At 73.6% G+C, this 23,215-nt stretch carries 18 protein-coding genes; 8 read left to right on the top strand and 10 right to left on the bottom strand.

Translation table 11 applies throughout. The features are described from left to right. Nucleotides 1-97: 97 nt before the first annotated feature. Nucleotides 98-730, top strand: coding sequence for a DUF2461 family protein (locus tag ACE1OC_RS40185; protein ID WP_407841216.1), 633 nt, complete (start codon nt 98-100; stop codon nt 728-730). Nucleotides 731-760: 30 nt separating this feature from the next. On the opposite strand, the gene ACE1OC_RS40180 is transcribed toward ACE1OC_RS40185, so the two are convergent. Then, the gene (locus tag ACE1OC_RS40180) at nt 761-895 is read right to left on the bottom strand and encodes a hypothetical protein (RefSeq protein WP_407841215.1); all 135 of its coding nucleotides are present in this window, start codon (nt 893-895) and stop codon (nt 761-763) included. A gap of 441 nt (nt 896-1,336) precedes the next feature. Between ACE1OC_RS40180 and ACE1OC_RS40175 the strand changes: the two genes are divergently transcribed. The 3 genes from ACE1OC_RS40175 to ACE1OC_RS40165 all read left to right on the top strand — a co-directional run bounded on the left by ACE1OC_RS40175 (nt 1,337) and on the right by ACE1OC_RS40165 (nt 9,172). Further along, complete coding sequence (locus tag ACE1OC_RS40175; RefSeq protein ID WP_407841214.1) at nt 1,337-3,571, top strand: MMPL family transporter; 2,235 nt, start codon at nt 1,337-1,339, stop codon at nt 3,569-3,571. Between the two features lie 118 nt (nt 3,572-3,689). After that, nucleotides 3,690-8,504, top strand: a complete 4,815-nt coding sequence (locus tag ACE1OC_RS40170; protein WP_407841213.1) for an aminotransferase class I/II-fold pyridoxal phosphate-dependent enzyme — start codon at nt 3,690-3,692, stop codon at nt 8,502-8,504. After that, a complete protein-coding gene (locus ACE1OC_RS40165) occupies nt 8,501-9,172 on the top strand; it encodes a 4'-phosphopantetheinyl transferase family protein (protein WP_407841212.1) in 672 nt (223 codons plus the stop codon). Before ACE1OC_RS40170 ends, ACE1OC_RS40165 begins: the two co-directional genes overlap by 4 nt. A gap of 64 nt (nt 9,173-9,236) precedes the next feature. Here ACE1OC_RS40165 and ACE1OC_RS40160 read toward each other — a convergent pair whose 3' ends face one another. The 4 genes from ACE1OC_RS40160 to ACE1OC_RS40145 form a co-directional block, all read right to left on the bottom strand. Continuing rightward, the gene (locus ACE1OC_RS40160; RefSeq protein WP_407841211.1) at nt 9,237-9,836 is read right to left on the bottom strand and encodes a flavoprotein; all 600 of its coding nucleotides are present in this window, start codon (nt 9,834-9,836) and stop codon (nt 9,237-9,239) included. Nucleotides 9,837-9,897: 61 nt separating this feature from the next. Further along, the gene (locus ACE1OC_RS40155) at nt 9,898-11,265 is read right to left on the bottom strand and encodes a lanthionine synthetase C family protein (protein WP_407841210.1); all 1,368 of its coding nucleotides are present in this window, start codon (nt 11,263-11,265) and stop codon (nt 9,898-9,900) included. Further along, nucleotides 11,262-14,558 (bottom strand): lantibiotic dehydratase, encoded by a 3,297-nt coding sequence (locus tag ACE1OC_RS40150; RefSeq protein WP_407841209.1) that lies wholly within the window; start codon nt 14,556-14,558, stop codon nt 11,262-11,264. The genes ACE1OC_RS40155 and ACE1OC_RS40150 overlap by 4 nt, the downstream gene beginning before the upstream one ends. Before the next feature lie 146 nt (nt 14,559-14,704). After that, nucleotides 14,705-14,875, bottom strand: a complete 171-nt coding sequence (locus tag ACE1OC_RS40145; protein ID WP_407841208.1) for a hypothetical protein — start codon at nt 14,873-14,875, stop codon at nt 14,705-14,707. A gap of 156 nt (nt 14,876-15,031) precedes the next feature. Here ACE1OC_RS40145 and ACE1OC_RS40140 point away from each other — a divergent pair, with 156 nt between their 5' ends. Then, a complete protein-coding gene (locus tag ACE1OC_RS40140; protein WP_407841207.1) occupies nt 15,032-16,108 on the top strand; it encodes a sigma-70 family RNA polymerase sigma factor in 1,077 nt (358 codons plus the stop codon). Here the strand turns inward: ACE1OC_RS40140 and ACE1OC_RS40135 are convergent. Next, nucleotides 16,071-16,757, bottom strand: coding sequence for a 2OG-Fe dioxygenase family protein (locus tag ACE1OC_RS40135; protein WP_407841206.1), 687 nt, complete (start codon nt 16,755-16,757; stop codon nt 16,071-16,073). The genes ACE1OC_RS40140 and ACE1OC_RS40135 overlap by 38 nt on opposite strands. A 279-nt stretch (nt 16,758-17,036) precedes the next feature. Between ACE1OC_RS40135 and ACE1OC_RS40130 the strand changes: the two genes are divergently transcribed. Further along, a complete protein-coding gene (locus ACE1OC_RS40130) occupies nt 17,037-17,456 on the top strand; it encodes a hypothetical protein (RefSeq protein ID WP_407841205.1) in 420 nt (139 codons plus the stop codon). Nucleotides 17,457-17,546: 90 nt separating this feature from the next. Here the strand turns inward: ACE1OC_RS40130 and ACE1OC_RS40125 are convergent, their stop codons facing one another. Then, nucleotides 17,547-17,951 (bottom strand): transglycosylase SLT domain-containing protein, encoded by a 405-nt coding sequence (locus ACE1OC_RS40125; protein ID WP_274551450.1) that lies wholly within the window; start codon nt 17,949-17,951, stop codon nt 17,547-17,549. Between the two features lie 487 nt (nt 17,952-18,438). Between ACE1OC_RS40125 and ACE1OC_RS40120 the strand changes: the two genes are divergently transcribed. Beyond that, nucleotides 18,439-19,101: a GNAT family N-acetyltransferase gene (locus ACE1OC_RS40120; protein ID WP_407841204.1), complete on the top strand. Its 663-nt coding sequence runs from the start codon at nt 18,439-18,441 to the stop codon at nt 19,099-19,101. A gap of 17 nt (nt 19,102-19,118) precedes the next feature. On the opposite strand, the gene ACE1OC_RS40115 is transcribed toward ACE1OC_RS40120, so the two are convergent. Together ACE1OC_RS40115 and ACE1OC_RS40110 are read right to left on the bottom strand one after the other, a co-directional pair. Continuing rightward, nucleotides 19,119-19,781, bottom strand: a complete 663-nt coding sequence (locus tag ACE1OC_RS40115) for a response regulator (RefSeq protein WP_407841203.1) — start codon at nt 19,779-19,781, stop codon at nt 19,119-19,121. After that, entirely contained in the window at nt 19,778-20,926 is a 1,149-nt protein-coding gene (locus ACE1OC_RS40110) for a sensor histidine kinase (RefSeq protein ID WP_420497898.1), read from the bottom strand. The genes ACE1OC_RS40115 and ACE1OC_RS40110 overlap by 4 nt, the downstream gene beginning before the upstream one ends. Nucleotides 20,927-21,157: 231 nt before the next feature. On the opposite strand from ACE1OC_RS40110, the gene ACE1OC_RS40105 reads away from it, so the two are divergent. Next, a complete protein-coding gene (locus ACE1OC_RS40105) occupies nt 21,158-22,660 on the top strand; it encodes an alpha/beta hydrolase family protein (RefSeq protein WP_407841201.1) in 1,503 nt (500 codons plus the stop codon). Here the strand turns inward: ACE1OC_RS40105 and ACE1OC_RS40100 are convergent. Beyond that, nucleotides 22,606-23,088, bottom strand: a complete 483-nt coding sequence (locus ACE1OC_RS40100; RefSeq protein WP_407841200.1) for a VOC family protein — start codon at nt 23,086-23,088, stop codon at nt 22,606-22,608. The genes ACE1OC_RS40105 and ACE1OC_RS40100 overlap by 55 nt on opposite strands. Between the last annotated feature and the right edge of the window lie 127 nt (nt 23,089-23,215).

The following is a 23,215-nucleotide window of genomic DNA, read 5'->3' as shown; positions in this document are numbered from 1 at the left end:
CTGACAATGCCGCCGGAGCTCGCCTTGCCTCAGCGCGCATCCGAGCCGCTCGGCGGCACGGAGAGAAACGGCAGCGGCGGTGAGCTAACCTGCCCGGATGCGCAGACAGTTCACCGGCTGGCCTGAGCAGGCCATGGACGTGCTGTGGGAGCTCCAGGGCGAACCGACCCACGCGACGCGCGAGCGCTGTCGCGCGGACCGCGAACGCCTGGTCCGACAGCCGATGATCGCCCTGCTCAACGAGGTCGCGGACACGAACCCCCGATACGAGGACTTCTCCGTCTGGCACTACCGCACGGACTCCTGGTGGTGGCAGAACCAGAGCGCCGTGATCCGCCTCGACCGCAAGATCGAGATCGGTCTCCGGTTCTCCGTGGACGGCCTGCGGATCCAGGGCGCCTGGTGGTATCCCGATCCCGGCCAGGTGGACAGGTTCCGCAAGGCCGTGGCCTCCGAGGGGAGCGGTCGCGAACTGTCCGCCATCGTCGAGGACGTGCGGAAGAAGGGCTACGACGTCTCCGGGGACGTGATGAAGCGTCCGCCGCGCGGCTACCCGACGGACCACTCCCGTACGGACCTGCTGCGCCACCGCTCTCTGATCGCCGCCCGCCCCCTCGGCTGCGAGGAGTGGCTGCACACCCCCGAGGCGGTCGACCGGGTCCTCTCGGCCGCCGCCGACCTGGACGCCCTGCTGATGTGGCTGGTCCGCCACGTGAAGCACGCCGCCTGACATCACGCCGTCGGTTACAGCTGCCGGTGGTCAGCTGTCCGGTCCGTCGGCAACCAGCGGGACGTGGTCCCAACGAAAGTCTTCCTGGTACGTCGCACCGTCTGCACGGGTCGTCTGCGTGACGGTGACGGCGACGAGCGCGGCGGCCTTGAGACGGCTGGACATGACCGGATTCCCCCGAGTGGTGCGGTGTTTGACTGACGTGATCAAGGTTGCCGCAGGTGAGGGGGGTGTTCCAGGGTTCTCGCGTGTCCGGGACGCGCCATGTCCTACACAGGACAGACTTCCATCCGGCCGGGTCGCAGCAGCTTCCGGACCGGCATCCAGGCCCTCGTGCGGTGCCGGGCACGGGCGGCGGGTCCGCCGGAGCGCTGATCCGGTAGGGCACGCGGAACCGCCCTGTTCGCGTGCTCCCCTCGAAGGCGCGGTCGTATCGCACCGGACGTGCCGTCCCCTGTGGGACGGCGACGGTGGTGAGGGCATGGGGAGGGGTCCTGTCAAGTAACGAACAGCCGGGGCTACGGGTCCGCCCCGGGGCGGGGCACGGTGGAAATCCGTCGTTCTGCAGCAGAGCAGGACGGATCGCCATCTGGATCGGAGACCCCGATGTCCCGTCGTGCAGGCGTCTTCGTGACCCGCCGTCCCGGGCTCGTCCTCTTGGCCGCCCTCGTGTTCCTCGCGCTGTCCGTCGTGTTCGGTGCGGAGGCGACCGGGCGGCTGAAGACGCAGGGGTACGACGATCCCCGGTCTCAGTCCAGCCGCGCCGCCCGTGTGGCCGCAGAGCGGCTGGGGGCCTCCCCCAACCTGGTCGTCGTCGCAGAGGCCCGCGACGGTTCCGTCGACGGCCCGGCGGCCCGGAGCGAGGGCGAGGAGCTGACCCGCAGGCTCGCCGCCCAGCCGCACGTGGGCGCCGTGGCCTCGTACTGGACCGGCGGCGCGGCGGAGCTGCGCAGCCGGGACGGCCGCGCGGGCATGCTGGTCGCGCACGTGGACGGGGACGGCGAACAGCTCGGTGCCCGGGTCGAGCGGCTGAGCGAGGAGCTGACCGGCCCCGGCGCTCCCGACGCGGCCCTGACCGTGCACGTGGGCGGGTCGGCGCTCACCGACGCCGAGCTCCAGGACATCGCGGAGTCCGACCTGAAGCGGGCCGAGGCCGTCGTGCTGCCGGGCACGCTGATCCTGCTGGTCCTGGCGTTCGGCAGTGTCGTGGCCGCCGCGCTGCCGCTGCTGATCGGAGTCCTCGCCATCGCCGGGACCCTGCTGGTCCTGAGCGTCCTGGGCTCGGTCACCGACGTATCCGTGTTCGCGCTGAACCTGACCACGGCGCTCGGCCTGGGGCTGGGCATCGACTACGGGCTGCTGATCGTCTCGCGGTTCCGCGAGGAGCTCGCCGCCGGGTACCACCCGCGGACGGCCGCCATCCGGACCGTGCGCACCGCCGGCCACACGATCGCCTTCAGTGCCGCGACGGTCTCCGCCGCGCTGGCGACGCTGCTGGTGTTCCCGCCGTACTTCCTGCGCTCCTTCGCCTACGCGGGCATCGCCGTGGTGGCCATCGCCGCCGTGAGCGCCGTGACCGTCCTGCCCGCGGTGCTCACGCTGCTCGGCACGCGCGTGAACGCCTGGCCCGTGCCGTGGCGCCGCCGGGCCCGTACGGGCTCCGGATCGCGCTTCTGGGAGGGGCTGGCGCGGATCGTCGTACGCCGCCCGCTGCTCGCGGCGCTGCCGGTGATCGGAGTGCTGCTGGTCCTCGCCGCACCGTTCGCGCACGCCGGTTTCGCCAGCCCCGACGACCGGGCGCTGCCGACGAGCGCGGCCAGCCGGCAGACCGGTGACCTGGTGCGCGAATCGTTCGACGTGAGGGGCGCCGACGCGCTCACCGTTTCCGTGACGGGCACGGGCACGGGTACGGGTACGGCGGACCGATCGGCGCTCGAGGAGTACGTGCGCAGGCTGTCCGCGCTCCCCCAGGTCGCCCAGGTCGCCCAGGTCGCCCCGGTCGCCGGGGCCGAGGGCGACGGTCCGGCCCAGCTCTCCGTGGTGCCGCGGGTCGACCCCCGCTCGCGGGCGGCCCAGCAGCTCGTGCACGACGTCCGCGAGACCCCCGCCCCGCCCGGAACCAAGGTCCTGGTCGGCGGTCCGAGCGCGGTACTGGTCGACGCAAAGGACACGGTGGGTGACCGGATTCCACTGGCACTCGCCCTGATCACCGTCACCACGTTCGTGCTGCTCTTCGGCTTCACGCGCAGTCTGCTGCTGCCGCTCAAGGCCATCGCACTGAACGCCCTGAGCCTGACGGCCGTCCTCGGAGCGATGGTGTGGATCTTCCAGACGGGCCATCTGAGCGGCCTGCTCGGTTTCACGCCCGCACCGCTCACCACGACCATGCCGGTGCTGCTGTTCTGCATCCTCTTCGGGCTCTCGGTGGACTACGAGGTGTTCGTCCTGGCCCGGATCAAGGAGGCGCGCGACTCCGGGGAGGACAACACCGAGTCGATCGTCACGGGCATCGCCCGGACCGGCGGCATCGTCACCACGGCAGGTGCCCTGCTCGCGTTCACCCTCTTGAGCTTCGGCACCTCGCAGGTCTCCCTCCTGCAGTTCTTCGGCATCGGCGCCGGTCTGGGCGTCCTCCTCGACGCCACGCTCGTTCGAGGCGTCCTCGTACCGGCGCTCATGCGCCTGGCGGGCGGCCTGAACTGGTGGGCGCCGAAGGCGCTGAGGGCCAAAGTGCCGCAGCCGACGCCCCGGCCGCCACCGGCCCCCGCGAGGCGGTGCGCCCCGGGCCGTTGCTCCCCTATCCGCACCGTCGTCCGTACCCACGCCCCCGCGCGCCGCTGACCACCGGGCGCTCCCCTCCCCCCTCTCCCATCCGATCCAGCCTCCGCTCCATCCCACCCCTCCAGCCCCACCCAGCCCCGGACGCCGTCCGTCCAGGGCGTGACGACAAGGAAGATCCATGACTGACATCGCCATCGTCGGACTCGGCTGCCGCTTCCCGGGTGCCCCCGACATCCGCACCTACTGGAAGCTCCTGATGAGCGCGGAGCGTCAGTTCTCCGCCGTCCCGGGGGAACGCTGGAACCACGGGACCTTCCACGAGCCGGGCAACCGGTCGGCACCCAACGCCGCGTACACCGACCAGGTCGCCTTCCTGGAGGACCTGGACCGTTTCGACGCGGCGCACTACGGCGTGCCGCCCGCTCGCGCCCGGGCCATGGACCCGCAGCACCGGCTGATGCTCGACGTCACGCGCGAGGCGCTCGCCGACGCGGGGCTGGGCCGCGGCGACTTCGACCGCGAGAACACCGGGGTGTTCTTCGGGATATCGGTGTCCGACTACAAGGACCTCATGGCGGCCCCCCTCCGGGCCATCACCCTGGCCGAGGGCGCGCACGGGGTGGAGGAGGGCGACGGGGGCGCCGCCGACGCCGCCAAGGAGCGGGCGCGGCAGCTCGGCTCCATCGACGCCTTCACCCTGCCGGGGAGCCTGCTCAACATGGCGGCCGGGACCGTCAGCCGGCACTTCGACCTCGGCGGTCCCAGCTTCGCCGTGGACGCCGCCTGCTCCGGTTCGCTGGTCGCCCTCGACCAGGCGATCGCCCAGGTGCGATCCGGCAGCTGCCGGATCGCCCTCGTCGGCGGCGTGTACCTCAACCTCACCCCCGACAGCCTGGTCGGCTTCTCCAGGCTCCGCGCCCTGTCGGCGGCCGGGGTGTGCCGCCCGTTCGACGCGGAGGCCGACGGCTTCGTCCTCGGCGAGGGCGCCGGTGTCGTCGTCGTACGGCCGCTGGCCGACGCGCTGGCGGAGGGCGACCGCGTCTACGCGGTGATCAAGGGCATCGGCTCGGCGAACGACGGCGCCTCCCCCGGACCGCTGGTCCCCACCGCCGACGGCCAGCTGCGCGCCATGCGCCGGGCCTACGAGGACGCGGGCGTCGCGCCCTCCTCCGTGGGCTTCCTGGAGGCCCACGGCACCGGCACCGCAGCCGGCGACCGGGCCGAGTCCGAGGCCCTGCGCCGACTGCGCACCGAGTACCCCGACGACGACCCCGCCCTGTGCTACCTCGGCGCGGGCAAGGCTCTCATCGGGCATTCCCTGTCCGCGGCGGGCATCGCGGGACTGATCAAGACGGCCCTGGTGGTCCACCACCGCACGATCGTGCCGCAGCCGCAGACCGCACCCCACCCGGACCTGGGCATCGCCGCCGCCGGCCTGCGCTTCGCCGACAGCCCGCGGCCCTTTCCCGACACCGGTACCCCGCGCCGTGCGGCCGTCAGCTCGTTCGGCTTCGGCGGCACGAACGTCCACGTGGTGCTGGAGGAGCGGCAGCCCGACACGGCCACCGGCCACCTCCCGGCTCGCACCGGAGACGCCGGGCAGCCCCAGCTCGTCTTCCTTTCGGCCGGCAACGCCGAACTGCTGGACCGGCACATCGGCGACGTACTCGACGCGCTCGACGCACCCGACACGACGGACCGTGCCCCGCTGGCGGCCGTGGCCCACACCCTCGGCTCCCGGGAACCGCTGACGGCCCGGCTCGCGGTCGTGGCCACCGACACGGACGCGTTCGTCGAGCGGCTGCGCCGCGCCCGTGAGCAGCTCCTGGCCGGAGCCCGGGGCGACCTCGGCGACGGCGCCTTCGCCGCCGACGCACCCCTGCCTGCCGCGCAGCGCCGTACCGCCTTCCTCTTCCCCGGTCAGGGCAGCCAGCGACCGGGCATGATGCAGGACCTCTACGCGCGGTTCCCCGCCTACCGCTCGGCCGTCTGCGTACTCAGCGCCGTGGCCCGGGCCGACCTCGGCTTTGACCTGGCCGACCTGGTCTACGGCGATGAGGCCCGGTCCGACGGCGACACCGAGGAGCTCAGGAAGCGGCTCGCCGCCACCGAGGTGTGCCAGCCCCTGCTCGGTACCGTCCAGATCGCCGCCACCCGCCTGCTCGCCGACTGCGGCATCCGTCCCGACCTCGCCCTCGGGCACAGCGCCGGGGAGTTCGCCGCGGCCGCGGCCGCCGGAGCGCTCAGCAACGTGGACACGGTCCGGCTGCTGGTCCACCGCGGTGCAACCCTCCGGAAGGCCGAGTCCGGCTTCTCGGGCGGAATGCTCGCCGTGCAGACCGACGAGGAGACCTGCCGCCGGCTCACGCGCGGGATCGACGGCGTCTGGCTCGCCTGCTTCAACCAGCCGCGGCAGATCGTGGTCAGCGGCACCCCGGAAGGCCTCGCCGCCCTGCGGGAGGCGTGCGCGGAAGCCGGGGTCGTCACGGCGACGCTCGACGTGTCCAACGCCTTCCACTCGCCGCACCTGACCGCCGTCGAGGACACCATCCGCTCGGGCCTCACCGCCCGTGCGATCGCCGGCCCCGTCCTGCCGTTCGTCTCGTCCGTGAACGCCGAGGTCTGCACCGACCCCGAGCGGCTGCGCGAGCTGTGGATCCGTCACGCGTCCGCGCCGGTCCTCTTCGGCGACGCGGTCCGTACCGCCTACGACCAGGGGGCCCGCGTCTTCCTCCAGGTGACGGGCGGCAGCTCGCTCCTCACCTCGGTCCGCCGCAACCTCGGCGGCCACGACGACGTCCATGTCGTCCCCGTCGAGGGGACGGCCGACGGCGGGCGCGCCTTCGCGCTGGCCCTCGCCCGGCTCGCGGTCCTGGGTGTCCCCGTCGACCCCCGCGCCCTGATCGCCGAGGAGGACCGCCGGCTGCTGGACCTGCCGGTGGCCGGGCTCGCCACCCAGTCCTACTGGGTACCTGCCAGGCGTGCCGCGAAGCAGGACCCCGCCGCCGCCTCCCTCCCGGCGCAGCCCGTACAGCCCGTACAGCCCGTAGAGGCTGCACAGCCGGAGGAGACCTCGATGAACGCCCCGACGGACGCCCCGGCGAACACCCCGGTGGACGAGCTGCTCCAGCTGGTCCGGCAGCAGGCGGAGCTGCTCGCCCGCCTCGCCGGGACGCTCCCCGAGCCGGTGCCCGCCGCCCTGGCCGTACCCGCTGCCGCGGCTCCCGAGGAGGCCGAGGAGGCCGCCGCCGACCCCTCCGGCCCGCCCGCCCCGCGAGCGGCGGCCGACGAGGGCACCGGCGCGGTCACCGCCGAGGTCACCGAAGCCGTGCTCGCGCAGGTGGCCCGGATCAGCGCCTTCCCGGTGGAGCAGCTGAGCAGCGACCAGCTGCTGATCGACGACCTCGGATTCGACTCGCTGATGCTCACCGACCTGCTCACCTCCCTTTCCCGGCAGTGGCCGCAGTGGAGCTTCGACGAGCGGGCCGCCGACCGGCCGACCGTCGCCCGGATCGCCGCGCTGATCACGGGCGCCTGCCCGGACGCCACGGCGGCGACGGCCGTCCCCGGGCAGCGCACCGGACACGGTGACGGGACCCCGCCTGCGACGTCCACCGAGCCGATGCCGGTCGTATCGGCTCCCGAACCTTCGGCAGCGGCGGACTCCCCCCGCCTGGGCGTGGTCCCGGTTCCCCCGGTTCCCCCGGCTCCCCCCGAGCAGCCGACGGACGACCCGGCCGCGCCGGAGGAGCACACGCGGATCGACCGCTTCCCGGAGGTCGCCGCCCACGGTGAGCGGATCGGCATGCTCGCCGGGCTGGGACTCGCCAATCCGTACTTCCTCGTACACGAAGGCGGCATGACGGACACGACGGTCGTCGGCGGCCGGGAACTCGTCTCCTTCTCCAGCTACAACTACCTGGGCATGGCGACCGACCCTGAGGTGAAGGCGGCCGCCAAGGAGGCGGTGGAGCGCTACGGCACGTCGGTGTCCGCCAGCCGGCTGCTGTCCGGCAGCCGTCCGCTCCACCTGGAGCTCGAAGCGGAACTCGCCGACCTGCTCGGATGCGAATCCGCGCTCACCCTGGCCAACGGACACGCCACCAACGTCACCGTGATCGGGCACCTCGTCGGCCCCGGGGACCTCGTCCTCCACGACTCCCTCGCCCACGACAGCATCCTGCAGGGCTGCAAGCTCTCCGGCGCGACCCGCAGGCCCTTCCCCCACGATGACTCGGCCGCGCTCGACTCCGTGCTCGGCCAGGTCCGCCACCAGTACCGGCGGGTGCTCATCGTCATCGAGGGCGTCTACAGCATGGACGGCGACATCGCGGACCTGCCCGCACTCGTCGAGGTCAAGCGCCGCCACGGCGCGCTGCTGATGATCGACGAGGCCCACAGCATCGGCACGATCGGCACGACGGGCAGGGGCATCGGCGAGTACCACGGCATCGAGCGCTCGGACGTCGATCTGTGGTCGGGCACGTTGTCCAAGGCACTGGCCAGCTGCGGCGGCTACGTCGCCGGGAGCCGCGCGGTCGTCGAGTACCTGCGCTACACCGCTCCGGGGTTCGTCTACAGCGCCGGCATGACCCCGGCCGACACCGCAGCCTCGCTGGCCGCGCTGCGCCTCCTGCGCACCGAGCCGAAGCGCGTCACGCGTCTCGCGTACAACGCCTCGCTGTTCGTCCGGCTGGCGCGCGAAGCGGGGATCGACGTCGGGGACAGCCACGACACGCCGGTCGTCCCCTGCATCGTCGGGGACTCGCTGAAGACGCTGCAGCTCGCGGAGGCCCTCTTCCGGCAGGGCATCAGCGTCAACCCCATCCTCTACCCGGCCGTACCGGAGGAAATGGCCCGGCTGCGCTTCTTCGTCACCTGTGACCACACGCCCGACCAGATCCGGCAGGCCGTGACCGCGCTGGAGCGCGAACTGCGGGCCTTGGAGGCGGACACGGCCACGGCAGCCCCGTGCACCCCCGCCGCCGCGTGACCCCCGCCGCCGTGATCACCGTCTTCCCGCCGATCGTGCCGGGACAGGTCCACCGATGGGGCGGGGCCGGGGTGCTCGTGGCCCGGCGCCCCGGCCTCCACCGGGCCGTGCCCCTCGTGCCCCTCTCACCGGCCGAGCGGCAGGTGGTCCGGGCGCTGCCGGCCTGGCGGCAGGCCGAGTGGGCGGCGGGACGGCTGCTCGCCAAGCGCCTGGTCGGCGAGTTCCTCGCCGCCCCGGCGGCCGAGGTGGAGGTCCTCCCGCGCGACGACGGCAGCCCCCACGTCCTCGTCGGCGGGAGCCCGGTGACCGCCCTGCACGTCTCCATCAGCCACACCGCCCACCACGTCGCCGCGGCCCTCGCACCCCGGCCGGTCGGAGTGGACCTGTGCGAGACCGCCTCGGCGGACGCGGTACGGCGGGTCGCGGACCACGTCCTCTCCGCCGGGGAACGCTCCCTCGTCGGTACGGACCGGCCCGACGCGCTGGCCGGCGCCTGGGCGCTGAAAGAGGCGGCGGTCAAGGCCGACCGGACCGGGATCTTCGGGACCGCCGCGCGGGACATCGCGATCCTGGGCCTGCGGCCACCCGTCCTCGACGGACGGCGCCGCGCCATGGCGTGGCAGGCGGGAGACGCGGTGCTCGCCCTCGTCCTCGCGGCACGGGGGTGACGGCACGGGGTGGGTGCTCGGCGCCCGGCTCGGTCCGGGGCTTCGCATCCGTGAGGGGGGCGTGTCAGACCGTCCGGCGCTCGGCGAGTGCCTTGGCCGCGCACTCCAGCGCGGACCCCAGCTCGCTTCCCCAGCCCTCGGTGGTGCGGCCCTCGTGTACGGAGGTGCCCGCCGCGGGGGGCACCACGAAGAAGCCGTCCTCCTGCAGGGTGCGCAGGTTCCGTCGGACCGAAGGGCGGCGCAGTGCGGTGGCCGGGATCGACGGACCGATGACCACGGGTGCCTCCGTGTTCATGACCGTGGTCAGGGCGAGGTCGTCGGTGATGCCCGCCGCGCACTTCGCGATGAAGTTGACGGTGGCCGGCAGCACCAGGACCAGGTCGGCCCACTCGGCCAGTTCCTGGTGCGGCACCCTGCCCTGCTCGGTGTCCCACTCGGGCCCGCTGACCGGCGCCTGGGCCGCGGCGGCCAGCGCCCGCCGGGACACGAGGAGCTCGGCGGACGCCGTCAGGCAGACCCGCACCGACCAGCCGCAGGTCGCCCGCAGCCACATCACCCAGGTCGGCATCTTCACCACGTCGAAGGCGCCCGTACCCACCAGGAGGATCTGTCCCCGGGGCAGGTCGAGGAGATCGCGTGGCGTCGCATGCGTGTCAGAGCTCATGGCGGGGTCTCCTCGTACGGGGGGCGGGGCCACAGGCGGGCGCGGTCGTGTGTACGGGCGCTCAGGACAGGAGCAGTACGCGGTCCCAGTGCGGGCCGTCCCCGGCTGCTCCGGAGGCCGCGGGTCGGCCGGGCAGCATCGAGAGGAGCGCCGCCGCGACTCCGGCGGCCCCTTCGAGGAGCCCGCCGTTGTCCACGGCGCGCAGCGGCTGCGCACGGTCCCAGCCCCGGTCGGACCGCACGGGCGACAAGTGGCGGAAACCGAAGGGTGCTTCCGGGTCCGCCAGGGCGGCCAGCCCCTCGGCGAGCGGTGCGGCCTGGTCCAGCAGTTCCCGGTCTCCGGTCAGCCGGCCCAGCCGCCACAGGCTCTGCAGGAAGCCGGCCCGGCCGTGGCAGAGGGTGGGGCCCTTCAAGTGGTGTTCGGTGGCGGGACGGCGCAGCAGCGTACGGGCGCCCTCGAGGGCGAGCCGGTGCCAGCCTGCCTCTCCGGTGAGCCGTGCGGCCCTGGCGAGCGCGTTCGCGATGCCCACCGCTCCGTAGCACCAGGCCCCGCCCGAGGCCGCGGCGGCGTGGTCGGAGGGGGACGTGCTGCCGCCGGCGCCCCGGACGATTTCGTCGTCGAAGGCCAGCCGCGGCTCCCAGTAGGGGCCGTACGCGTCGTGGTCGGTCCGGTCGGCGAGCCAGCGTCCCATCCGGTGGACGGCGGCGAGCTGGCCGTCCACCGTCACCCCGGCTTCGGCGCACAGGGCCAGCAGCGTCAGCGGGCCCGCGATGCCGTGGGCGAGACCGAGGTTGAAGTCCCCTCGGGGGAAGACCTTCTGGTCCGCGGGAGTGGCCTGCAGCGAGCCGGGCACCCACCAGCCGGGGACCTGGTGGCCGTCGACCGTCAACGGCCGGGACAGGGCGGTGAGATGGGTGAGGGTGGCCCGCAACGCCGGTTCGGCCGATGCCCGTTCCCGCGGATCGCCGTCGACCACCGCGCCGAGCAGCAGTCGGCCGGTGCCGGTGGCGCCGGAGATGACGTCGTACGCCGTCCAGTCCACCCCCGCGCGGGAGGCTGCGGGGGCGATCCTGGCCACTGCCTCCGCCGCGACGTGTTCGGTCAGCTGGTGGCGCAGCCGCGGGTAGTGCCCGCCGAGCCGTGCACAGGCCTGCGCGGCGGCCAGTACGGCGGCGGGGCCGTGGAAGAGGCCCGCGCTGGCGGTCCCGTTCAGGGCCCGCGCGGCCACCGACAGGTGGGCGTGGGCGGCCGGCAGCCGGCCCGGGTCGTGTCCGGCGAGTTCCGCGAGGAACAGCGCGGCGCCGGCGCTCCCTTCGAGCGACACCGGTTCCCCGCGCTCGCCGGGATGCCGGGTCAGCGTCTCGGGGTCGGCGAGTGCGTCCGCCACCCGTGCGACGGCGGACTCGAGCAGGCTGGTGGCCGTGGTCACCGGTGGTGCCTCCTTCGGTCGGCGTTGCCCGTCATACAGGCGCGGGCGGCGGCGTAGGCCCGCCGTTCCGCATCCCGGTCGGGGCCGAGCAGGCGGTTGCAGGTCATGTGCAGGAGGCTCGCCAGCACGCGGGGCAGCGGCGACCAGCTCTCGTCGGCGTCGGCGAGTTGGTCGAGGACTTCCCGGTACTCGCGCAGTCGGGCGGCCTGGTCGGTCAGCGCGGCGAGCACCTCTCGCCCGGCCGGGCTTTCGGACAGCACGGGCCACCCGCCTACCGGGTCGATCAGGCGCAGCCACTGCGCCCGGTCGGCCCGGAAACCGTGCGGGAGGTCGTGGCCCGCCGCGCCCGCGGCGAGCCAGGCGGCGCCCGGCTCGTGCGGCCCGTACCGGTCCTGTGCGGGTGAGCCGGTGCCGGTGCCAGGGGCGGAGGCGGAGGCGATGCCATGGCTGTGGCTGTGGACGGGCGGCGGGCCGAAGGCCTGGGCGATCGAGGCCATCGACATCGCGGCGAGGGTTTCCGGGTCCCAGCGGGGCCCTCCGGCCCCCTGGTCACGGGCCGCCCGGGGCAGGGCGAGGGCCAGGCGGCTGTCGGCGGCGAAGAACCGTTCGGCCGCCGCCTGCGCCCGTGGTCCTCCGTACCGCTCCCACTCGGGCTCGTACGCGTCGAGGACGCAGCGCCCGATCAGACCCTCGGCCGTCCACGTCCGGACCGACGTGTGCAGTGCGGGCAGCAGTTGCTCCCACAGCGGCCCGGAGGGCCCGTGGAAGCGCAGCCGCAGATGGTCCTCCTGGTCCCGGTAGCGGATGAAGAACCACCGGTCCACGAACTCCCCGTGCTCGACGGCCAGACCGGACAGGCCGGCCAGGAAGGGGGTGAGCCGCTCGCGGAGGAACGCCGGGACGTGCCGTTCGGGGAGGTAGAGCTTGGCGTAGAGCCACTCGCCGCCCACCTCCGCGGACCGCCGTTCCGCGGTGCGCGCCGGACCCGCGGGGTGGCTCGCGAGCGGCGCCACGGGGGCGTCGGCGCTGGTGAAGGCCAGTGCCAGTTCGGTTTGCCGGGGCAGGCCGTCCGGGCCCCGGAGCCAGCCGCCGGAGCGTTCCTCGCCCCCGGGGACCTCGGTGGCGAGGTGGTCGGTGTCCTTGGTGAGCGCGTCCCGGAGCACCTCCAGGTGCCAGCGGTCGGTCAGGTCGAGGGGCAGCCGGTGATCGAGCCGGCTCAGTACGATCCGCTGCGGGACGCCCCAGCGCTCCCGCCATTCGGCCACCGCGGCGGACCACTCGGCCGGTCCGCGGGCGGTGTGTTCCCGCAGTTCGTCGAGGCGCCAGGTCGCCGGAGAGATGACCGTGCGGCCGTAGCGGACGCGCGGCAGGAAGGGAGCGCTCTTGACCGGGCCCCAGTCCCAGGGCGTGCACATCCGGGTCCCGTCGCGGCCCAGTTCCAGCAGGAACCGGGCGGCGTTCGGCGCCTGACCGCGCAGGTCGAGCGCGTGCGAGGTGTGCGGGAGCAGCCTCAGGCCGGTGGGCAGGTGGACCGGATAGAGGTGGTCGGCGTTCCCCGCGACACCGATCTCGTCGAGCCGTACGGTGGTCGCGGCCGGGTTCGGCGGCAGCCCCACGGGCACTTGGTGTCCGGCCGTGCGCGGGCTGTTGGCGATGTTCAGGGCCCGTGCGGCACGCGGTTGGAACGCGACGGTGAGGTGCGCGGCCCCGGGTACGTCCCGGTGTACGGCGGCGGCCAGTTCCTCGGTGATGGCCCCGGTGAGCCCCGCGAACCGCCCGAACGTCGCCCCGGCTTCGGCGGGCGCCGGTCCCGGGCCGGCGACGAGCAGGAAGTCCCCGCGGTCGAGCGCCTCTTCGGAATCCGCAACCAGCGTGCAGAACAACTCGCAGGCCCTGGGCAGCCGTGCGGGGTCCGGCTCGCCGCGCGTGAGCCGCTCCACGAGGTCGTCGTCCAGGACCACCTCGCGGGTCCCGTCCCGGAGCGCCGCGGCGGCCAGCCGGCCGAGCAGCAGGTCACGGGTCCGCTCCGGCGGAGCGTGCGGCTCCTCGGTGCGCGAGGAGGCAGGCCACTCGTAGCCCGACGGCGCTCCCAGTCCGACCGTGTCGTCGAGCAGTTCGAGGACCGGGACGATCCGGTCGGTGCCGTAGCGCTCGATGAAGTCCCGGTGGTACGAGCGAAGCGACGGCATTCCGGGGCCCGGCGGCGACAGCCTCCACAGGACGTCCATCGAGCGGGCGGCCTCGTCGGCCACGGCCTGCGGCAGCCGCACGTCGGCGCCCAGGGCCAGATCCACGTGGACGAGCCGGTCGTCTTCGCGCACCGCTCCGAGCCCGCGCAGTGCGGATTCGAGGTCGGCGAGCGCCGCACGGCGCGAGCCGGGAGGGGCCGCGTCGAACCGGTCCCGGGCCGCGGACGCTTCCCGTAGCCCGGTCAGGACCGGGAGCGGTGCGTCGGCGGACTCGCGGGCGCCGGCGAGCACCCCGATGAGGCGGGTCAGCGGATCACTGCCGTCGAGTACCGGGCGCATGTTCGTGACGAGGAACTCCTGCCGGACCAGGGTGGCGAGGAGTCCGGCGACGGCGCCGGCCGGGGCCGTGGGGAAGCGCCGTTCGAGCGAGGCGATGGCCGCACCCACCTGGATGCCGTCCGGGCCCGAGGCCAGGTCGAGGGCGGCCGTGACCACGGGAGTGACCCGCACGGACACCTCGTTGCGGGCCGTGTCGCCCGCGACGGTGCCCGGGTTCGAGGGGGTGGCCATGACGAGCCGGCCCCCGCGCGGGAACACCCCGGTGTGCGCGTGCACGGTGAGGTGCGGCAGCAGCGCGCTGTCCGACTCCAGCTCGCGGATCAGCCGGGAGAGCCAGTCCAGATCCACCCGCGTACGGCTGGAGGGGGCATCCGGCCAGGACACCTTCGCCGAGGTGCCGATGCGTACCGGGGCCACACCCGCGAACAGCCCGAACGGGGTGCACCGGGAGCGCATCCTGGCCTCGTAGCGGACCACGGACAGTGCGGCCTTGCGCAACTGGCCGTCGGTGCGCGAGGCCAGCCCCTCGGGCTCGGTGCTCGACTCGACCAGCCGTGCCAGCGAGGCGCTGGCCACATGCAGGGCTTCCATCAACGGGGCGTCGCCCGCGGCCGTGCGCAGGACCTGTTCGCAGGCCGTGCGGCTGTCGGGCTGTCCGTCGGGGCCGGTGCGGACGGGCCCTTCGAGGAGGCCGCGCGCCGGTGCCCGCAGCAGGGCGGCCGGTACGGCGCGGAAGTACGGGCGGTTCGCGACCTTCGGCGGCATCGGGACGGGTCCTCTGACGTTGGCGGAGAGTCGAGCGGAGGGTGAGAGGCAGGGCGGGGCGGGGCGGCAGCGAGGCCGGGCGAGTGCCGAGCGCATCCACGCGTGGGAGAGAGCGGCCGGCGGCCAGGGGCCGCCGGCCGACTAGCTCAGCAGTAACACATGCTCTGCAGGCAGGAACTGCAGCTGAAGCTGGTCCAGCCGGCCTCGGGCCGCTTCGTGTCCACCTCGATCCGCACGTCGATGTCGAAGAGGTCGAAGAGGTCGTCGGTCTGCGGCTGGGCGAGCTCGGCATTGCGTTCGGGGGCAAGCGTGGGCATGGAGTTCTCCTTTGCTGGAAGCGGGTGGGTCTGACCGACAATCTGGCAGCCGCAACTCGAAGGAATCTTGAACCCCGCTCCGCCGAGCCTGGGCCCTGCTCCTAGAGTGGAACGCCCGGTCAGCGGGTTCGAGACCGTCTTTTTGAGGAGTGCGGCATGGGGGATACCGGGGCGCCCGGCGTCGTGGCCGAGGAGCTTGAGGAGTACCGGGGGGAGCTGACCGGCTACTGCTACCGGATGTTGGGGTCGTACGCCGAGGCCGAAGACGCCGTGCAGGAGGCACTGGTTCGGGCGTGGCGGAGCATCGACCGTTTCGAGGGCCGGTCGGCGTTGCGGACGTGGGTGTACCGCATCGCCACCAACGCGTGTCTGGACTCCCTCGCATCGGGCAAGCGGCGGGCGCTCCCGATGGACCTGTCAGGACCGAGCGGGGGCGGCGCCCCGCCCGCGCCGCCGCAGGAGGACCTCCTGTGGGTGGAACCGTGCCCCGCCGGCGATCCCGAGGCGGCCGCGACGGCGGGCGAGTCGGTCCGGTTGGCGTTCGTCGCCGCGCTGCAGCACCTGCCGCCCAGGCAGCGGGCCACGCTGATCCTGCGGGACGTCCTGGGCTTCTCGGCCCGCGAGGTCGCCGACCTGCACGGCTGCACCCTCGCCTCGGCCAACAGTTCCCTGCAACGGGCCCGCGCCACGCTGTCCGACCGGCGCCGGACGACCGACGCGGCGGCGGAAGGGACGGCCGCCCGGCCGTCCGACGACATCGTCCACCGGGTGCTGGCCGAGCGGTACGCCACGGCCTTCTCCCGCTACGACGTGGAGGAGCTGAACATGCTCCTCCACGTCGACGCCACCTTGTGCCTGCCGCCGTACGCGAAGTGGATGCGCGGGGTCCCCGATATCCACGCGTGGCTCACCGGACCGGCGATCGGTTGCCGCGGCTCGCGTCTGGTCCCGACCACGGCGAACGGCTCCCCCGCATTCGGCCAGTACCGCCCGCAGCCGGACGGCACCGGCTACGTGCCCTGGGCCCTCCAAGTCGTCGAGTTCCGCGGCGACCGGATCAGCGGCATTGCGGCCTACCGCGACACCGACCGCCTCTTCCCGCTCTTCGGCCTGCCGGACCGCCTGGTCGAGGTGTGGTCCGACGCGGTGCTCGAGCAGCAGCCGGCGTTTCCGGCGGGCTCGGGCGGTGCCGGTGTCACAACTGCGGGACGTACGGGGCGAGGCCGACGATGAGGACGGATCGCTCGCCCGGCCCCGGCCCGGAGCCCCTGCGCACCGGGCCGACGTGGTGGCTGACCCTGTGGTCGTGGACGGCGTAGCCGTCCAGTGGGTCGGTGAGGGTGAATCTGGCGTGGACGTCCGCCCACGGATCCTCGGGCTGGAGGCCCGCACTGCCCGGCGTGGCGATGACGTTCTCCCCACCCGTGACGTTGGTGCGGCTGATCAGGTGGGCGAACGTGAACGTGCTGGCCGAACCTCCGTCCTGGTGCAGGCAGTTCGGCAAAGAGACGGCATCCTGGCCCGGGAGGTCGACGCCGAGCCTGATCAGGTGGACCCCGGCCCACAGCGGCCGTCTCGTCATGTCCCTCAGGGACAGGACCTGCTCGATGTCCCAGCGCAGGAGCCGCAGCAGCAGGGCGTTGCCGCGCAGTGCCCCGGGGATGTCGGGGAGCACGCGGAGCTTTCGCGGATGCTCGGGGTCGTCCTCGCCCTGGGAGAAATTGGTGACCGTACCGTGTACGGGGTCGGGGATACCGGGGATCCAGGACAGTTCGTCCTTCCACGGCAGGTACACGGCATGGGAGTAGCGGCGGAACCGGTTCGTTCCCGGAGCGTACGGGTCGGTCGGCAGACCCGCGAAGCCCTCCCGGAGCTCAGCCAAGTCCCTCGCCGTGGAGCCGCCCGGAGCGATGCCGAGCTGCTCGGCACCGTAGCGGGCAAACCCGTGCTCACGCAGACCGTCCGCTCCTGCTGCGCCAGGACCCCCCGCATCAGAGTGCGACCGCCGCCGCGGCTCAGCATTTCCCACGTGTTCCTCCACCAGGTCAGCACCACGGCCGATGCGCCGACGGCCGTGCCGACCTTACGCACCCCTCCCCCTCTCCCCCGCAACCCGCCTCCCCCTCTACCAAAAGTGCAGATTTCATGAAGAATGGGGGCAATGATGACCGTTCTGGTGACGGGTGTGGCGGACGGTGCCGAGCTGGAAGCCCTCCGTGCGTGCATCCACACGGGGCCGCACTTCCGCATCGTCGCCCACGCTCACGATGCCGACGTCGCCCTGGCGCAGGCCCGCGTGCTGCTTCCGGACATCGCCGTGGTCACCCTCCACCGTGCCGACGCTCAGGGAGAACGCGACCGCCGGAGCCTCGTTCGCGCCCTGCGGTCCTTCGACCCTCCCACGGGGATCATCCTGCGTCGCGACCCGCACGAGGCGGGCGAGGCGATCAGCCCGGGACTCGAGCCGGTGCACGGGGCCATCCATGAGGTCCGACGTGGCGACCTCGACGCACTGCATCACGCTCTGGTCACCATCGGGCGCCGCCGAGCGAGCTGCAACATCGACCCCGCGGCGCACTGACCGTCCGGCATCCACGGGGCGGGTATGCGAAAGCGCCCGGCCGGAGGGATACCGGTCGGGCGTTTCGTGTCTTCGTGTTCCGCTGGTGGTTTAGTACCAGTGGTTGTTCTGCCAGAACGTCCAGGCGCCGGCGGGGCTGCCGTAGCGGGAGTTCATGTAGTCCAGGCCCCACTTGATCTGAGTGGCCGGGTTGGTCTTCCAGTCCGAGCCCGCCGAGGCCATCTTCGACGCCGGCAGGGCCTGGACCAGGCCGTACGCGCCGGAAGCGGAGTTCGTGGCGGTGTAGTCCCAGCCGGACTCGTGGGACACGATGTTGTTGAACGCCGCGAACTGCGCCGGGTCCTTGATCATCTGCTGGGCGATCGCCTTGGCACTCATCGGGGCGGCCTGCGCGGGAACCGCGGCCAGCATGGAACCGGCAACGCCCAGGGCGAGGACGGTACCCGCGAGGGTCTTCTTCGAAGCGGCGATGCGGCGGATGACGGCGTTGGACACGGACGAACCTTCCGAAGGGAACAAGGGCAGTCGCAGACACGCCGAAGACGTGCGTGAGCCACTCACGCGAAGGAGAGGGGATCGTCGGCGGGAGCGGGAGAACCCGGGAGAACCCGGGGGAACTCCGTCCGCCTTGCGACACATCCAGTTCTACGGGGGTAGAGCCCGCCTGGCAACGACCCCTCTTACTAGTGGCCCTCGCAGCCGAGGCGCAACGACCCCCCAGAGACCGGGCCGGTATCAGCGCAGGTCAGGGACGGTTCGAGAGGACCGGTAAGGGCCGTCCAAGGACTACTATCCCGCCTCATATGTGACCAAGGTCCTGTGGGGCGGGTCACCGCCGACAGCCCCGAATCTCACCCTGCGTTCCCAGCCGTACCCCTTTCGGGGGAAGGTTTGAGGGCCTTCGCGACCCCCGGATCGAAGGCCACGGCGTGTCCTTCGTGCGCGGCGGCAGGGGACCGGGACCGCTGCCTAGCGTGTACCCATGAGCATCCGCACGACACCGCCCATCGCCGGGTACGGGATCCGGTTCGCCCGTCCCTCCGAGTCCGGTGCGGTCGCCGCCCTGCTGGCCCGCGCCTTCTCCGATGACCCGGTCATGGCGTGGATGGTCCCCGCCTCAGCCGACCGGGAACGCCGCATCGCCCGCTACTTCGAGCTCGCCCAGCGCCAGCAGCGGCCCCGCGCGGGCGGTGTCCGGGTCGCCGCGACCAGTGACGGGCGGTTGCTGGCGGCCGCGCTGTGGTCGGGGCCCGGGCGCTGGAAGGGATCCGCGGTACGAGAGCTGGCGGCGCTCCCCGCCTACGCGCGCGTCTTCGGTCTCCGAGGGATGTCGCGGGCCGGCGAGGTCCAGAACCTCATGCACGCATCCCATCCGGACATTCCGCACTGGTACCTGCCGTCCGTGGGGACGGACCCGGGGCTCCAGGGGACGGGAGTCGGGTCGGCACTGTTGCGCCAGCAGCTGGCCGACTGCGACAGGCTCGGGCAACCCGCCTACCTGGAGTCGAGCAAGGAAGCCAACGTCCCCTTCTACGAACGGCTGGGTTTCCGCGTCACCTCCGAGCTCCGTCTCCCGCAGGACGGACCCACCCTCTGGCCCATGTGGCGCGAGCCCTCACCCGCTGCCCCGCCCCCGTCTCCGTGAGCCCGACGCCGACGGCGTCAGGCCGGGGCGACCAGGCGGTTCGCGTGGGCGAAGACCACGGCCTGGATCCGGTCGCGGAGCTCCAGCTTGAGCAGGATCCGTCCCAGATGGGACTTCACGGTCGCCTCCGCGAGGTGCAGAGCGGCCGCGACCTCGGCATTGGACAGGCCGCGACCGACCTCGACGAGCACCTCGCGCTCCCGGGCGCTGAGCCGGTCCAGCCGCTCGTCGCGGACGGCGGTGCCCCCGTCGGCCAGCTGCGGGCGGAAGTTCTCCAGCAGGCGCCGGGTGATCCGCGGGGAGAGCACCGCGTCGCCCGCCGCGACGTTGCGGATCGCGGTGAGCAGTTCCTCGGGCCGGGTGTTCTTCAGCAGGAAGCCCGAGGCCCCGGCGCCGAGCGCGGCGAAGGCGTACGCGTCCAGGTCGAAGGTGGTCAGGATCAGCACCCTGCTCCCCGGAGAGACCTCGACGACCTGCCGGGTCGCCTCGATCCCGTCCGTCCCGGGCATCCGGACGTCCATCAGGACGACGTCGGGCCGCAGCTCCCGAGCGAGGCGGACGGCCTCGGCGCCGTCCGCGGCCTCGCCGACCGGCGCCATGTCGGGCTGGGCCTCCAGGACCGTGCCGAAGGCCATCCGGAGCAGCGCCTCGTCGTCGGCGATCACGATGCGGATCGTCATGCGGCGCCCGTCCCGCTGCTGCCGAGCAGGAGCCTGGTCCGCACACCCCAGCCGCCGGTCGGAAGCGGACCGGCCCGCAGCGTCCCCCCGTAGGCGGCCGCGCGCTCGCGCATACCGGGGATGCCGTAGCCGGACGGCTCGGCGGCGGGAAGCGCCGGCCGGGGGCCGCTGTCGGTGACCTCCACGCCGACGCTCCCGGCCGAGCACTCGACCAGGACCGTCGCGCGGGTGCCGGCGGGGGTGTGCTTGAGGGTGTTGGTCAAGGCTTCCTGCACCAGACGGTAGACGGTGAGTTGTGCGGTGGCCGGTACATGGGCGTGGCCGCCGCGGATCTCCAGGCCGGTCGGCAGCCCGGTGGCGGCCATCTGGTCGGCGAGCGCCTCCAGTTGGGCGATGCCGGGCAGCGGGTGGCGCTCGGCGTCCGGCTCGTCGGACCGCAGGACGCCCAACGAGCGCCGCATGTCGGTGAGGGCCTGCCGGCCCGTCTCGGAGATCTGCAGCATCGCGGCGGTGGCCCGCTCCGGGGACCTGTGCTGTGCGTAGACGGCGGCGTCGGTGAGCGCGACCATGACCGACAGGTTGTGGGTGACGATGTCGTGCATCTCGCGGGTGATCCGGGCCCGCTCCTCGGTGACGGCCAGCAGCGCCTGCTGCTCTCGGTGCTGCGCCAGCCGTTCGGCCCGCTCCTGCACGGCGGTGAGGTAGGCCCGGCCGGTCCGCACGTTCACCCCGAGGACGGCGGCGGCGACCACCATCGCGGAGAGCGCGACGAACGGGGTCAGGAACGCGCCGTTCGTCGCCCAGCGCAGGCAGGCCAGCAGGGCCCCGCCCTCCACGACGGCGGCGGCGAGCAGCGTGCCGCGCGGGCCCGTGTGCGCGGCCACCGTGTACAGGGCCACCAGCAGGGCGATGGCACCGGGCAGTTGGACGTCCGCCAGCCACTGGGCGAAGGCCGCGGCCACCACGGCGGCGAACACCGCGAGCGGGGCCCGGCGCCGCCATACGAGGGGCAGCGCGAGGGCGGCGGTGAGCGCCGTCGCCACCGGCAGCTCCCGGGCCGGGTACGTGGTCACGACGTTGAGCAGGAGCAGCACCGGCAGTACCGAGTCCCACACCAGGGGCGGTACCCGGTCCCGGTGGCGCACCGTCACACCTCTCCGCCGATCGGTCGTCGCGGCGGCCCGGCCTGGGCCGCCACCGCGTACAGCCGCAGCCTAGGCGGCGGGTCCGCGCCGCACATGAGCCCGGCGTCGGAGCTCAATGTGCCGGGGTACGACCACAGGAGGATCCCCGTCACCTCCCACGGTCGCAGACCGGCCGCCGGTCCGGGGTGCCCGGTTGCCACGCCGGTCGCAGTCGGCGGCGACCCGGGGCCGATGCGGCGGCGCGGGCCGGGCGCCGAGCATGGCCGGGTGACCGAAACCATCCCGGGGCTGTTCCTGTCCCTTCCGGAAGTCCTCGTCCTGCTGGGCGCCGTCGTGCTGCTGGTGGCGCGCTGGCTCCCCCCGGCCGCCCGCAGGCCCGTCATCGTCGCGGCGGGGGCGGTCCTCGTACCGTCGGCGATCGTGCTGGGCATCGTGGGGATCCGCTGGCAGATGCTGCCGGTCCTGGCCGGCGGCGCCGTCGCCTCGGCGTTCGCCCTCCCGCCCCTGCTGCGGCGCGGTACGGGCCGACCGGCGTGGCGGGCCCGCTGGTGGCTGGCCCTGCCGGGATCGCTGGCCTGCGCCGGCCTGATCGCCACCGGCCCGCTGGCCGCCCGGGCCTTCCCCGTGCCCGTCTTCCCCGAGCCGACGGGCGCCTTCGCGGTCGGCACCCGGGTGGTGCAGTGGACCGACCCGCTCCGCCCCGAGCGCTTCACCGCCGATCCGGACGACCGGCGCGCGGTCGTGGTCCAGCTCTGGTACCCGGCGCAGAAGAGCCCTGCGGTCGTCCCTCGGGCCCGGTACCTGGGGCGTACGGAGGGCGAGGCGCGGACCGTCTCAGAGGCCCTCGCCGGCGGGGCCGGCCTGCCCGGTTTCCTGGTCGACGGCGTCCCGAGGGCCCGAAGCCGCGCGGTCGTCGACGCCCCGGTGGCTGTCGGGGGCGGGCGGTTCCCGGTCGTCCTCTTCTCCCCGGGGTCGGGCGGGGTGCGGACCCAGAACACCGCCTGGGCGGAGGAGCTGGCCAGCCACGGCTACCTGGTCGCCGCCCTCGACCACCCGTACGACTCCGCCGTCGTCGTCCTCGCCGACGGCCGCACGATCCGAGCCACCACCGCCTCCTCCGGAGACCGCGACAAGGACGAGGAGCTGGCCGCCGGCTGGACCGCCGTCCGGGCCGCCGACCTCGGCTTCGTCCTCACTCAACTGGAGCGACTGGACCGCGGTGAGACCGCCGACCCGCTGACCGGACGCCTGGACACCGGCCGCTCCGCGGCGGCCGGCCACTCCCTGGGCGGAGCCGCCGCCCTGCAGGCGGCCCGGCAGGACCGCCGGTTCGACGCCGTCGTCGACCTGGACGGCTACCCCCACGGGCCCACCGCGCCCGCCCTCGAGCAGCCGGCGCTCGCGCTCACCCAGGAGATCACCGCCGGTACGGACCCGCGCTACCTGCCCCGGCTGACCGAGGCCCTCGAACACAACACCGCGACGAGCTACCGGCTCACCGTCCCCGGCGCCGGGCACCTCACCTTCATGGACGGCCCGCTCTACCTGCCGCCCGTGCCCTCGATCGTCGGCACCCTGGGCCGCACCGAGAGCCCGCGCCTCGTCGCCGCGGCCACCCTCGCGTTTCTGGACACCACCCTGCGAGGCCGCCCCGGCGACCCGGCCGACGCCCTCCGGGCCTACGGCACGGTCTCGTCATCAGGGGCTCGGGGAACTGCGACGCCAACCCCGTGATCGTCCTTACGGGCCGTGGCGGCACGGTCTTCACACACGGCCGCGAGGACGAAGGCGTGCCCTGCCGGGTCGCTGAACCTGCGCAGCGTCGTGCGGTTGTCCAGCCGGCTGCCGTCCTCCTCGGCGGCCAACGGGCGCGCGCCGAGTCCCACGGCCTCCCGCTCGGCCTCGTCGAGCGCCTCGGCCGCCACCAGGATGCGCAGATGGGCTTGCTGGGAGTCCTCCGGCGCCGGCCAGCTCGGCGGCACGTGGTTCGGATCGCGCCGGATCCCGAGGAGCACCACGCCGGAGGCGCCGGTGACGAGGATCAGTTCCCCGTCCCCGGGCGCCGGGCCCGCCACGGCTCCGAGCAGCTCGGCGTAGAACCCGGCCAGGGGTTCGGGCTCGGCGCAGTCCAGGACGAGCACGCTGGTCTTGAGTACGGTCATGACTCGCGTGTGCCCTGGGCCTTCGCCCGTACGCGCACCGTACGGGCTCAGTCCGTCGGGGAGTTGGGTCGGCCGGTCCGCGCATGGGTCCGTGGAGCTCGGGTAGCCGCGCCTTGAGACGTCCTGA

This window comes from Streptomyces stoeckheimensis (assembly GCF_045822005.1).
Classification (GTDB): domain Bacteria; phylum Actinomycetota; class Actinomycetes; order Streptomycetales; family Streptomycetaceae; genus Streptomyces; species Streptomyces stoeckheimensis.
This window is presented reverse-complemented; position numbering and strand designations above follow the sequence as displayed.